8 protein-coding genes are annotated in these 12,810 nt (G+C 65.6%); 3 read left to right on the forward strand and 5 right to left on the reverse strand.

The window, feature by feature from the left end; genetic code table 11:
• Positions 1 to 5: 5 nt before the first annotated feature.
• Together G6P88_RS15370 and G6P88_RS15375 are read right to left on the reverse strand one after the other, a co-directional pair.
• Positions 6 to 1,325, reverse strand: a complete 1,320-nt coding sequence (locus G6P88_RS15370; protein ID WP_425594495.1) for a metal-dependent hydrolase family protein — start codon at positions 1,323 to 1,325, stop codon at positions 6 to 8.
• A gap of 70 nt (positions 1,326 to 1,395) precedes the next feature.
• On the reverse strand, positions 1,396 to 3,663 hold the full coding sequence (locus tag G6P88_RS15375) for a TonB-dependent receptor (RefSeq protein WP_165323951.1): 2,268 nt from the start codon (positions 3,661 to 3,663) through the stop codon (positions 1,396 to 1,398).
• 336 nt (positions 3,664 to 3,999) lie between these two features.
• Between G6P88_RS15375 and G6P88_RS15380 the strand changes: the two genes are divergently transcribed.
• Positions 4,000 to 4,767, forward strand: coding sequence for an SDR family NAD(P)-dependent oxidoreductase (locus G6P88_RS15380; RefSeq protein WP_165323952.1), 768 nt, complete (start codon positions 4,000 to 4,002; stop codon positions 4,765 to 4,767).
• Positions 4,768 to 4,785: 18 nt separating this feature from the next.
• Here G6P88_RS15380 and G6P88_RS15385 read toward each other — a convergent pair whose 3' ends face one another.
• Positions 4,786 to 6,180 carry a M20/M25/M40 family metallo-hydrolase gene (locus G6P88_RS15385; RefSeq protein WP_165323953.1) on the reverse strand — a complete coding sequence of 465 codons (1,395 nt, stop codon included), beginning with the start codon at positions 6,178 to 6,180 and terminating at the stop codon, positions 4,786 to 4,788.
• 2 nt (positions 6,181 to 6,182) lie between these two features.
• Positions 6,183 to 8,669 (reverse strand): TonB-dependent receptor plug domain-containing protein, encoded by a 2,487-nt coding sequence (locus tag G6P88_RS15390; protein WP_165323954.1) that lies wholly within the window; start codon positions 8,667 to 8,669, stop codon positions 6,183 to 6,185.
• Between the two features lie 192 nt (positions 8,670 to 8,861).
• Between G6P88_RS15390 and G6P88_RS15395 the strand changes: the two genes are divergently transcribed.
• Complete coding sequence (locus G6P88_RS15395; protein WP_165323955.1) at positions 8,862 to 10,181, forward strand: APC family permease; 1,320 nt, start codon at positions 8,862 to 8,864, stop codon at positions 10,179 to 10,181.
• Between the two features lie 564 nt (positions 10,182 to 10,745).
• On the opposite strand, the gene G6P88_RS20355 is transcribed toward G6P88_RS15395, so the two are convergent.
• Complete coding sequence (locus G6P88_RS20355; RefSeq protein ID WP_226946596.1) at positions 10,746 to 11,057, reverse strand: hypothetical protein; 312 nt, start codon at positions 11,055 to 11,057, stop codon at positions 10,746 to 10,748.
• A 6-nt stretch (positions 11,058 to 11,063) separates the two neighbouring features.
• On the opposite strand from G6P88_RS20355, the gene G6P88_RS15400 reads away from it, so the two are divergent.
• Positions 11,064 to 12,653 carry a methyl-accepting chemotaxis protein gene (locus G6P88_RS15400; protein WP_226946597.1) on the forward strand — a complete coding sequence of 530 codons (1,590 nt, stop codon included), beginning with the start codon at positions 11,064 to 11,066 and terminating at the stop codon, positions 12,651 to 12,653.
• The last annotated feature ends 157 nt before the right edge of the window (positions 12,654 to 12,810 follow it).

The following is a 12,810-nucleotide window of genomic DNA, read 5'->3' on the forward strand; positions in this document are numbered from 1 at the left end:
CCCCGTCAGCGCGTCGGGGCAGGGCTCGGCTGAGCCTTGACGACCTCGCCGCCCTTCATGACGAAGCTCATCCTGCGCAGCGTGGCGATGTCCTGCAGCGGGTCGCCATCGACCGCGATGATGTCGGCATAACGGCCGGCCTGAATCGAGCCGATATCGGCCTCGTCGCCTATCAGCGCCGCAGCGGAAGAGGTGGCCGCAAGGATCGCGTCCATCGGGGTCATGCCCGCGCCGACGAGCAGTTCGAACTCGCGCGCGTTGGTGCCGTGGGCGAACACGCCGGCGTCGGTGCCGAAGGCGATCTTGACGCCGGCCTTGTACGCCCGGGCCAAATTGGCCTGCATGATCGGGCCGACCGCGAGAGCTTTCGCCGCCACCGATGGCGCGAGCAGTTCGGGATGGGTCTTGGCATAGTCGACCACCGAGGCGCCGGCGGTGAGCGTCGGCACCAGCCAGGTGCCGTTGGCCTTCATGATCTTGTCGCCGTCCGCGTCGGCGAAGGAGCCGTGCTCGATCGAATCGACCCCCAGCTTCGCGGCATGCTCGATCGCGACGGTGCCATGGGCATGGGCCGCGACCTTCATGTGCAGCGTATGCGCGGTGTCGACGACGGCCTTGATCTCCTCGTCGGTCATCAGCTGCGCCTGCGGGTCGTCGCCGACGCTGGCGACGCCGCCGCTCGGCACGATCTTGATCAGGTCGGTGCCCTGTCGGTGATGACGCCGGACGGACTTGATCGCCTCTTCGGGACCATCGGCGATACCCTCGGTCCATTCGGGCTTGGACAGGGCTTCGTCGAAGCCCGTGCTGGCATCGGCATGGCCGCCGGTCGGGCTGATGATGCTGCCTGCCACCCACATGCGCGGCCCGACGATCTCGCCCGAGGCCACGGCCTTCTTCAGCGCGACGATCGCCGGGGTATAGCCGCCGACGTCCCGGACCGAAGTGAAGCCCGCCATCAGCGTCTTGCGCGCGTTGACCGTGCCGTCGAGCACATGATCGAAGGCGTTCTTGGTGACCGCATTGACGACTTGCGAGCCCTTGCCCAGTTCGAGCAGCAGATGGACATGCGTGTCGATCAGGCCCGGCAGGACGGTCTTGCCGGAAAGATCGACCACGTCCGCACCCGGCTTGTCGACGAACCCCGGTTCGACGCCCGTGATCCGATCGTCCTTGATGATGATCGACACGCGCTCGCGCGGCTGGCGAGACACGCCGTCGATCAGCTTTCCGGCGTGAATGACGACATCCCGGGCCATGGCTGGCGAGCAAAGGCTCGAGGCTGCGGCAAGCGCGAGGGTGAAGGCCAGGCGGCCGGTGCGGATGGTCACGGGAGCTCTCCTGTCGATTGGGCGTGAAAGAAAAGAGGGGGCCCAGCGGACCCCCTCTCGATAGTTAGAAGCGCTTGGTGAAGTCGATGCCGATCGTGCGGGGGACGTTGCTGATCGCCCGGACGTTATTGAGGCCGCCATAGACATTGGCGCTGAGCTTGCTGATCACCGTATCGTCGTTGAACAGGTTGTTGACGAACAGCGAGGCGCTCCAATTGTCGTCCTGCGCGCCGAAGCCCGCGCGGAGCGAAACGACGGCATAGGCGGGCAGCCTGCGCTGGAAGGCGCTGGTGTGCCGGAATTCGGTCCAGGTCGAGCTGTTGTAGAAGACATCGGACCGGACATTCGCCTTCAGCGCGGGGCTGAGATCCCAGTCATATTGAGCACCGCCCTGCAGCGTGACCTTGGGCACGCTCGGGATGTCGTCGCCCTTGAGACCCGAGGCGAGCAGCGACTGGTTGGTCTGGTCCTCGCGCAGCACGGCGTCGATGTAGGAGCCCGACGCCTGGATCTGCAGGCCGTCGAGCGGATAGAGGGTCGCTTCGGCCTCGATGCCGCGGACGCGGGCGCGACCGGCATTGGCGATGAAGCCGAAATTGGTGCCTGGCAGCGTGCCCGAGGTCTGCATGTTGTTCCAGTCGATCTGGAACAGTGCGGCGTTCAGGGTAAGCAGGCGATCGAACAGGCTGCTCTTCACGCCGGCTTCGTAATTCCAGACCTTGTCCGAAGCGTAGCTCTGCAGATCGGCCGGCAGGCTGACATTCTGATTGACGCCGCCAGGGCGCTGGCCGCTCGAGGCGGTGGCGTAGAGCATCACGTCTGGCGTGACCTTGTAGCTGACGTTCGCCTTGTACAGCCAGCCATTCTCGCTGCTCGACTGCGCGGTGAAGGGCGTCGGGGCGAAGCCGACCGAGGTGTTCACGACGGTGACCACGCCCGTGACCTTGCGGGTATAGTCGTAGTAACGGACGCCGCCCGTCACCGAGAGCTGGTCGGTGATCTCATAGGTCGCCTCGGCAAAGCCGGCCTTCTGCTTCAGCCCGTCAGTGATCAGACGCTGGCCAAGGAGATTGGTCGCGTTGACCGGCAGGACGTCGCCGGACCCGGGAGCGGCGCGCAGGATGTTGCTGGCGAAGTCGCCCTTGCGGTCGCTGTAGAAGAAGCCACCGGTCCACTGGAAAGGCCCCTTGCCGCTACCGGAGATCCGCGCTTCGAACGTGTCGGTCTTGGTGATCTGCGGCGAGTTGGCGACGGCCGGCGCCTGGTTGTTGAGCAGGTTGTAGGTTGCCGACCCGACCGGGAAGCGCGCGGCGTTGACCCGGAAGAAGGCTGAGATGTCATAGCTGTAGTTGAAGTTGCGATAGGCGTGCGAGCCGACCGCGGTCAGCGTGACCGGGCCCAGATCCCAGTTGATCGTGCCGCTGTAGAGCCGGAACTTGTCGCGCACCGGCTGGTCGGCCTCATAGTTGCGCTTGTAGGAACCCGACGCGAGGAAATAGTCGTTGAGGCCGCCCTTGAGGTTCTGGAAGGTCGCGACGCCGTCGATCGTCAGGCCGGGGGCCGGCTCGAGGCGCGCCATGATGCGGCCGCCGGTGCTGAACTGGTCGTTGACGTTCTTCTGGCCCAGCGTGACGTTGTCGACATAGCCAGGACGCTCGCGCACGAAGCCGACCGCGCGGATCGCCAGAAGGTCGGAGACGATCGGCACGTTGACCATCGCCTGATTCTCGAAGCCGAGGCTGCCGCCATCGACGGCCGAGATCTGGCCGGTGACGGTAGCCTCGGTCTTGTTGAGCTTCGGCTTGGCGAAGATCAGGCGGACCGTGCCCGCCATCGACGACGAGCCGTAGAGCGTGCCCTGCGGACCGCGCAGCACTTCGACCCGGTCGACGTCGAACAGGCGGATGTCGGGGGTCGTCCCGCCGGCGTCGCTGCTGACGCCCGAGGAGCCCATCAGCGGCACGTCGTCATAATAGAGCCCGACGGTCGCTTCGCCCGCCGCCCGGATGTTGCGGATCGTGACGCGCGAACCGGAGAAACCGCCCTCGCGGACGACGAGGCCGGGGCTGACGCGGGCAAGGCCGTTGGAATCGGTGACGCCCATGGTGGTCAGGGTGTTGCCGGTGACCGCGCTGATCGCGAGCGGCGTTTCCTGCAGATTGGTCGCGCGGCGCAGCGCGGTGACGACGATCTCGTCACCCATGCCGTCCGAGCTCTCGGCAGCGGCCTGAGCGTCGGTCTGGGCAAGAGCGGGAGCGGTCGACAGGAGGGCGGTCAGAGCCGTACCGATCAACAGGCGACGTGCGAAATGAGCCTTGGCGAAGAGCACCATATATTTCCCCTTTTATGGATCGATCGACCGGCTTGCTCGCGGACGTTGGTAGATTTTGCTCTGCCTGCGAGTGGGTGTAATTTTGTCCGATCTTCGATTTCGGTAGTGAAAATCCGCCAGCATTGCTGTCAAAGCGGAACCGGTTTCGCCTCAAAAATCCGAATTTGCCGACGAATATCACCATAGGAATATTCGGCGAGTTCTGGCGGCATCCGCCCCGAACCCGTTGCGGCCACCTAGCTGATTGATCAGCATCCCGGCCGCGGACCCCTCCTGTACTTTCCCGGCGAGAGCAGCGTGTGGCCGCAAAGGCCGCCGCCGACAGGAGGGATGAACATGGCAAGGCTCGACGGAAAGACGATCGTAATCCTGGGCGCTTCGGACGGTCGGAGCATGGGCGCGGCTACTGCGCGCATCCTCGCGCGCGAGGGCGCAAATCTCGTTCTTGCGGCCCGGCGCAAGGCAGGCGTCGAGGCGGTCGCGAGCGAAGTCGGCGGGGTTGCGGTCGCTTGCGACATCACCGACGAGGCGCAGATCGAGGCGCTGGCGGCAGCCGCCGTGGATCGTTTCGGCGGGCTCGACGGCGCAATCAATTATGCGGGCGCGGACACGCAGGCTTCGATCCTCGATGTCACCGTCGAGCAGCTGCGCCTCATGTGCGACGTGCACTTCATCGGCACGGCGCTGTTCTTCAAGCATATGGCGCGGCGCATGGAGCGCGGCGGGTCGCTCGTCACCACCTCGTCGCTGACGGCCGCCGTCGCCCCGCCGGGGCTTTCGGCCTATGCAGGCACGAAGCGCGGTGTCGACCATATGGTCCGCGTGGCAGCGAACGAACTGGGCGAGCGCGGCATTCGCGTCAATTCGGTCATCCCCGGCTTCACCCGTTCGGCGATGACCGAGGATTATTTCGCGCTGCCGACGCTCGAAGGCGCGTTCCTGCGCGAAATCCCGCTGGGCCGTCTCAGCACGGTCGACGACGTCGCCAATGCAGCGCTGTGGCTGCTGTCGGACGAGTCGGCATCGACGACCGGTCAGGCGATCGACTGCACGGCCGGGCAATCGCTGCGCCGGACGCCGACCAACGAAGAATTGATGCGCTGATTGAGGCTGCCCCGGCGCTCAGCGCCGGGGTGCGCCGGAGATGTTGCGGATCAGGTCGTACCAATGGTCGAGGTCGGCATGGAAGGCCTCGACCAGGATACGCTCGTCCTTGCCATGGGCGCGCATGTCGTCGGGGTCGACCCGCCACAGCCCGTCCACGCCATAGGTCGGGATTCCGTTAGCCCGCAGCCGGCCGCCGTCGGTCGCGCCCGGCGTCATCTCGGGGATGATCGCGACCCCAGGATGACGGGCGCGAACCGCCCTTGTGTAGGCGCCGACGATCTCATCGGTAAGGGGCGAGGGCTGGGTGCCGTCCCCGAAGGCGTTGAGCTTTGTCACTTCGACGTCCTTGCCCGCGACCGCCTGCAGTTCGGTTCGTATCTGTTCTGCCGGGACGCCGGGAAAGATGCGGCAGTTCACCGTCGCGGTCGCCGTCTGAGGCAGGGCATTTTCGGCATGGCCGCCGCCCAGCAGCGTCGCCACGCAGGTCGTGCGGATCATCCCGATCTCGCCATCGTCGGCGTCGATGCGGTCGGCTGCCTTGATGTCGGTCGGATCCTTGGCGAAGGCGCGCATCGCCGCCGCCAGTTCCGGCCGGCGCAGCGGCGCCGAGTTTTCGAGATAGGCCTTCACCGTCTCGTTGAGCATGGGGGCGAAGCGATAGGCCGACAGCCGCTCGAGCGCCCCCGCCAGCGCATAGATCGCATTGTCGGCACGCGGGCGCGACGAATGGCCGCCGCGGTTGCGCGCGGTGAAGGTGAAGCTCGCATAGGTCTTTTCGGATGTCTGGAGCCGGAAGCCCAGCGGCCGGCCTGCGCCGTCGATCGACCCGCCCCCGCCATCGGCGTTCAGCGCGATGACGGCATTGTGCAGCGGACGCCATTCGCCGACGATCTTCGCCGCACCCTCGCCCTCGCTCTCCTCGTCGCCGGTCGCGAAGAGGATGACGTCGCGGTCGAGCTTCACCCCTTCTGCCTTCAGCCGCAGCAGCGCGATCGCCTGGGCGACGAAGCCGCCCTTCATGTCGCTGGTGCCGCGACCATAATAATGGCCGCCCTCGGCGATCAGCTTGAACGGATCGCGAGACCAGTCCTCCGGCCGTGCATCGACTACGTCCATATGGCCGAGCAGCAGGACGGCGCCACGCTTCGGCTGGGCCGCGCGGAGGCGGACCATCAGCGCGGCGGTCTGCTTGTAGGGCAGTACGCGCACGTCGGCGGCCGGGAAACCCGCCGCCAGGAACTCGCGCGCCAGTCGCTCCGCCACGGGCCGGGCCCCGGTCTTTCCATCGACCGAAGGCACGGCCACCGCATCCGCCAGCAGGCCATCCGCACGCGCCCGCCAGTCGGTGGCGGGAGCGGCATGAGCGGTACCGGCGACGCAGAGCGCGGCGAGGGCGATCAGCGCGCGCATCGTCAGAAGGCGACCCGAGCGCGGGCGTAGAGGTAGCGCCCGTTGATGCCGATCGGCGACAGCACGTCATAGGCGAGGTTGCCCGCGCCGTTGATGTCGTCGATCGACCGGTCCGGGTAGTTGTCGAACAGGTTGTTCGCGCCGATGCTGAAGGTCAGCCCTTCGGCGAAGCTATACGACACCTCGGTGTCCAGCTGCCATTCGGCGCCGAAGCGCTGGCGCGGCGCGAAACCGCCGCCAAAGTCGAACACGCGCACGACCGAGCCGTTGCGGATGCCGCGCACCGTGGCCGAGAACGGCCCCTGTGCCCAGTCGCCCGACAGGATCAGCTTGTCGCGCGGCGCGGCGTTGACGAGCGTGTTGGTTTCCTCGAGCCCGATGAGATTGCCGCTGATGCCGTTGGCGGCAAGCTGGGCCGGCGGGGCATCGACGCTGCGGATGCTGCTCTTGGCATAGCTGTAGCTGGCGGACAGGCCGACCTTGGCTTCGCCGAGGGTGAAGCGATAGTCCGCCACGGCTTCGATGCCGCGGGTCTTCAAATCGACCGCATTGGTGAAGAAGTTGATCGCGTCGAAGGTGCCGAGGCCCAGTGCGGCACGCTGTGCCGCGCTGAGACCGGTCAGGTCGAAGCGCTCCGACAGGGTGATGCGGTTGTCGATCAGGATGCGGAAGGCGTCGACCGACAGGTGCAGGCCCTCGAAGGGCGAGGCGGTGATGCCGGCCGAGAGGTTGAAGCTCTTCTCGGGCTTCAGCTTGGCGGCGCCGAGCGACTGCGCGACGGCGCTGTCGACGGGGAGCGTCGCGACCCGGCGCAGCTGCCCGCCCGCGCCGAAGTTGAGCGAGGTGGCCGAGGCTCCGCGCTGGGCGAGCGCCGGCGCACGGAAGCTGTTCGAAACCGATCCGCGCAGCGCGAAGCCGTCGACGAACTCCCAGCGCAGGGCCGCCTTGCCGGCAACGCTGGTGCCCGCATCCGAATAATGTTCGACGCGGCCGGCGACGTCGGCCGACAGCGTCGGCGCGAGCTTGGTCGACAGTTCGAGATAGGCGGCGACCACGTCGCGATCGAGCTTGCGCGCGTCGTCCGGGGTCAGGCCGGGGCCGGCCTGTGCGCCGGGCTGGAGGCCGAGCGAGGCCGGATCGGCGAGCGGGCCGACGGCATAGGAGGCGGGGTCGCCCGCCTTGGAACGCCAGTTCTCCCGACGATATTCGCCGCCGAAGGAGACGGTGACGGGGGCTGCTAGGCCGAGCTCATAGTCGCGCGACAGGTCGAGATTGGCGACGAGCTGGTCCGAGCGGACGCGCGACAGCAGGAAGGCGTTGGGGCTTGCCGCGCCGAGCGAATAGTTGACCGAGTCGCGCAGGCGGTAGCTGATCCAGTTGCGGCCATAGGTCAGGCTGGCATCGGTGCGCCAGTCGCCGAGCTCGCCCTTGAGGCCGGCGGTGACCGAGATGTCGCGATTGCGCACGACGCTCTTCGGGCGGAACCCGCCGGTGCCGTTCGGCTGGGCTGGGGGCAGATAGTCGTTGCCATTGCCGTCGACGATCACCGGCCAGCGGAAGAAGTTCGCGCCGACCGACTTGCGCGCATGAGCGACGCCGAAGCTGTAGAAGGTCAGGTCGCCGCCCACCGGGGTCTCGGCATTGTACCAGAGATGGCCGCTGTCGACGCGCGGATCGCCGACCTTGAACAGGCGCTTGCCGAAAAACTGGTCGTTGCGCGGATCGCTATAACTGCCGTTCGACAGGAACTGGCCGCCCTGGTCATAGCCGGCGCGGTTGGTGCCCTGCTGGTGGGTATAGTCGCCGCCGACCGTCAGGAAGCCGCCGTCGCCGAGCTTCGTGCCGAACTTCAGCGCGCCCGAGATGTTGCGTCCGTCGTCGAGCGTCTTGCCCACTGCGCGCGGCTTGGTGATGTTCAGGCCATAGGTCATGTCGGCTACGAAGCCATGGTCCATCCGGTCGAGGCCGATGTTGATCACGCCGGCGACTGCGTCCGAACCATATTGGGCGGCGGCACCGTCGCGCAGCACTTCCAGGCGGCCGACGCCGTTGATCGGCAGCGTGTTGAGGTCGACCGGCGCGGTGCCCTTGCCGACCTTGGTGTCGAGCGCCGGCGTCGAGGTGGTGTGGTAGCGCTTGCCGTTTACGAGCACGAGCACCTGATCGGGCGAAAGGCCGCGGAGCTGCGCGGCGCGCACCGTGTCGCCGACGCCCGAATTGGACTGGCGCGGGAAGTTGAAGGCGGGAACCAGCGTGCCGATCGACTGGGCCAGTTCGCCCGTTGCACCGGCCTGGCGGATCGCGTCGCCGCGGATCACGTCGACGGGCACCGGGCTGTCGAGCACCGTGCGGTTCGGCGCGCGGCTGCCGATGACGGTGATCTCGGGATCGCCCGAGGTCTCGGTCGTCTGCGCCATGGCGGCGCTGCCTGCGAGGAGGAAGGCACCGGTCGCGATGCCGGCGAGAAGGCGGTGATCGATCTTGCGCATGGAATAGTCCCCTGAAACGCCTGTCTTTTATGCTGCTCGTTATAACCGATGGCGCGCGAGCGTTTAGACAAGAATGCTATTCCGTTCGTAACAATTTCTTCCAGATCGGTTGGGAAGGCCAGAAAAGGGACGACAAGCCGCCCATGACGCGGCAGAGGACGCCGACGGAAAAACGGGTACGGACAGGATAGAGTGCGGCGCGTCATCGGTCCCTGGCAGGCATCCTCGGTCGTCGTCGGCATGGTCGTCGGGGCGGGCATCTTCCGCTCGGCGTCGGTCGTCGGCGCCACGCTGGGCTCGCCGCTGGCGATCTATGCCGCCTGGGCGCTGGGCGGTGTCGTCGCGCTGATCGGTGCGCTCTGCTATGCCGAACTCAGCGCCGCTTTTCCCCATCCGGGCGGCGACTATCGCTTCCTGAAGCAGGCCTATGGCCAGACGATCGCCTATCTGTTCGCCTGGTCGCGCTTCACCGTCATCTTCACCGCCTCGGCGGCCATGCTGGCCTTCGTCGGGACCGACTATCTCAACGAATTATGGCCGATGGACCGATTGACGCGAGCGGTGCTCGCGGCGGCGATGGTCGTTGGGCTCGCGGCGATAAACCTGCGCGGATTGAAGACCAGCGCCCGCAGCGAGGTCGCGTTCGTGGCGCTCGACGTGGTTGCGCTGCTGGCACTCGGCGGCGCGGCGCTGTGGATGATCGTGCAGGGTGGGGTGCCGGTCGATGGCGCGGTTCCCCCTGTCGATCCCGTCGGCGGTTTCGGTGTCGCGATGGTCTATGTCATGCTGGCCTATGGTGGCTTCAACGACGCCTCCACGCTGTCGGCCGAGGTCCGGCGGCCGCGCGACATAACCCGCGCAATGATCGGCGGAATGGGGGCGGTGACCTTGCTTTATCTGGTCGCCAACTGGGCCTATGTGAGCGTCCTCGGCCCCGCCGGCCTGGCCCGCAGCGATGCGCCGGCGGCGGCGGTGATGCAGGCGGTCTTCGGCGAGGTCGGCCGCACCGCCATGGTCATCGCGGTCGGCGTGGCGGCGATCGCCATCCTCAACGCGCTGCTGATCGTCGGCGGGCGCACCCTCTATGCCGCAGCTGCTGACTTGCCGGGGCTGGAGCGGCTGGCGACCTGGGACGAGCAGCGGGGCGTGCCGCGCGCCGCAATCCTGCTGCAGACGGCTATCACCCTGCTGCTGATCGTCTGGGGCGCGCTGACCCCGGCCGGCTTCGCGACGATGGTCGACTATATGTCGCCGGTCTATTGGCTGTTTCTGACGCTGAGTGGCCTCGCCTTGCCGCTGCTGCGCCGCAAATGCCCCGAAGCCGAGCGTCCCTATCGCGTTCCCTTCGGTCCGCTGCTGCCGCTGATCTTCTCGGGCGTGTCGATCTACATATTGTGGGCCAGCATCGACTATGTCGGCTGGGTCGGCACCGCGATCAGCTTCGGCACCCTGATTGCGGGCCTGATCGCGCGTTGGGGGCTTGGCCTGTTCGCGGGGCGGACGGCTGTTTAGCACGCGAGCGCCGGGCCGAATCTGCCTCTTTTCCTTCGCCTGTTCGAGAGTCGATGGCCTGTGAGGGTGGCGCTGTTCCTTGAGTCCATCGGGCACTGTGTATTACCCGCAATCAGCGGTTACTTCCCTCGATAAGTTTCGAATAATCTTTTCGTACAATGAGTTGTCTGAATTCATACCTGAACGAAGCATGCTTCAGGCTGAATGATTAAGCGGAATTTAAGTATCAGATTTAAGGATTTTAAATCGGCTTGTTCGTTAGAGGATTGTAGCAGAACAACCAAATAACGAGGGCGACATGATCTTTCTCATTGAGACTTGGACCTAGCGTCCCGATTTCATACAGATCGGAGACCTTGGTTCTCCTGTGTTTTTCACCGCCGGAGGTGAGAAACCCGATCCGGACGACGCAGCGCGCGGCTCGACCGACAAGCTTTTAATCGACAGCGAGACTGTCGGCTGGCGCCAGGCTGGCGACTGATCCTGCCGTGCGCCTCCATTTCTGCACGCCGACGTGCCCGCCCGCCCTGCTCCTTCAGGAGAACGCCAATGCGCTTCCATGCTTCACTGAAAACCACGTCCCACATCGACACGGCCATCGCGGAGATCGCCCGTGTGCAGCGCGCTTTTGTGCAGGGACGCGTCGATGACCGTCTTGACCTGACAGGGACTACGGGGAAAGCGCGGGAGGTTCTGGTCGCCGTCAACGAGATGATCGAGGCGGCCGCCGCGCCGACAGCCGCCTTCAACAAGCGACTGGTGCACATGACCGCCGAGCATGCCCGGGGTGACATAGACGTCATTTTGCCCGTCGAGGAATTCCAGGGCGGTCTGGCGGTTGCCGCGCATATGGTCAATGAGTTGGTCGTCAGCCATATCACTGTGAAAAAGCTGGCCTTGGCCTGCGTCAAGTCGTTTAGCGAGGGTGATTTCGAGGCCCCGCTGGAACAGCTTCCGGGCAAGAAGGCGTTCATCAATGATACGATCGAGAAGTTGCGCGGCAACCTGAAGGGGCTGATCGCGGAAATGAACAGGATGTCGGCGGAGCACGACAAAGGCGACATCGACGTGTTCGTGCCCGTGGAAAAGTTCGAGGGCGATTTCGGCCTGATGGCGCAAGGCATCAACGAGATGGTCGCCAATCATATCGCGGCCAAGAAGATGGCGATGGCCTGTATCAAGCAGTTTGCCGAAGGCAATTTTGATGCGCCGATGCCGCAACTTCCGGGCAAGAAGGCGTTCATCAACGATACGATCGAAATGCTGCGCGGCAATCTCAAGGCAATCATTGGCGAAATCCAGCGCCTGATCCACGCCTCGACTGCGGGTCAGCTGAGCGAGCGCGGTGTGGCGGATCGCTTCCCCGGCGACTTCGCCGGGCTGGTCGAGGGCATTAACGGCATGCTCGATGCCATCCTGCTGCCGATTGCCGAGGGTAACCGCGTCCTCAATCTGGTAAGCACGGGTTCGCTGCTGGAGCGGGTCGAGATCGAATGCGAAGGCGATCATCGCCGCATGAAGGATGCGATCAACACTCTGGTGGACAATCTCAGCAATTTCGCGAGCACCGTCTCGGTTGCCGCCGATCAGGTGGCGAGCGGCAGCCAGGAATTGTCCTCCTCGTCCGAGCAGGTGTCGCAGGGCGCAACCGAACAGGCTGCTTCCGCCGAGGAAGCGTCGTCAGCGATGGAGGAGATTGCGGCAAACATCCGGCAGAACGCCGACAATGCCGCCCAGACCGAGAAGATGGCGCGCCAGTCGTCGCAGGATGCCGAGTTGAGCGGGCAGGCGGTGCACAAGGCGGTCATCGCCATGCGTACGATCGCCGAGAAGATCGGTATCGTGCAGGAGATTGCTCGTCAGACCGACCTGCTCGCACTCAATGCTGCAGTCGAAGCAGCGCGCGCCGGCGAACATGGTCGCGGCTTCGCGGTCGTTGCCGCCGAGGTGCGCAAGCTTGCGGAGCGCAGTCAGCTGGCGGCGGCCGAGATCAGCGGCGTGTCGTCCGACACGGTGACGGCGGCCACCCAGGCGGGCGAGATGCTGACCCGGCTGGTCCCCGATATCCGCCGCACGTCCGAACTGGTAGCCGAGATCAGCGCCGCATGCCGTGAGCAGGATATCGGTGCCGCGCAGATCAACGAGGCGATCCAGCAGCTCGACAAGGTCACGCAGCAAAATGCGGCAGCGTCCGAGCAGATTACATCGACCTCGACCGACCTTGCCGGCCGCGCGGAAGAACTGCAGCATAGCCTTGGTTTCTTTCGCGTAGCCGGTGCGCATAATATTGCTGCAGCAGCGAAGCAGCCCGCGCGCAAGCCATTGATGCGGCCGGCTTCCAAGCCAACGGCCAAACCCATCGCGCGCGCAGGCTCGGTCGCGGACCAGCAGGCGAGGGTGCGTGGCTTCACGCTCGATCTCAGCACGGGTGGCCCGGACGGCGAAGATGCCGACTTCGGCTGCGCGGCATAAGCTCTGGGAGGCTGAGGTACAGCGGCGACGGGCTCACGCAGCGTCTGGACGATAATGATTGTCCGGCGGGACATATGTCCCGCCGGATGAGCGTTCAGGCGGACGCGGTTGTCGAAACCGGTCGAGCGCTTCGGAATCCACTTGGCTTGGTTACCGC

This window comes from Rhizorhabdus phycosphaerae (assembly GCF_011044255.1).
GTDB lineage: Bacteria > Pseudomonadota > Alphaproteobacteria > Sphingomonadales > Sphingomonadaceae > Rhizorhabdus > Rhizorhabdus phycosphaerae.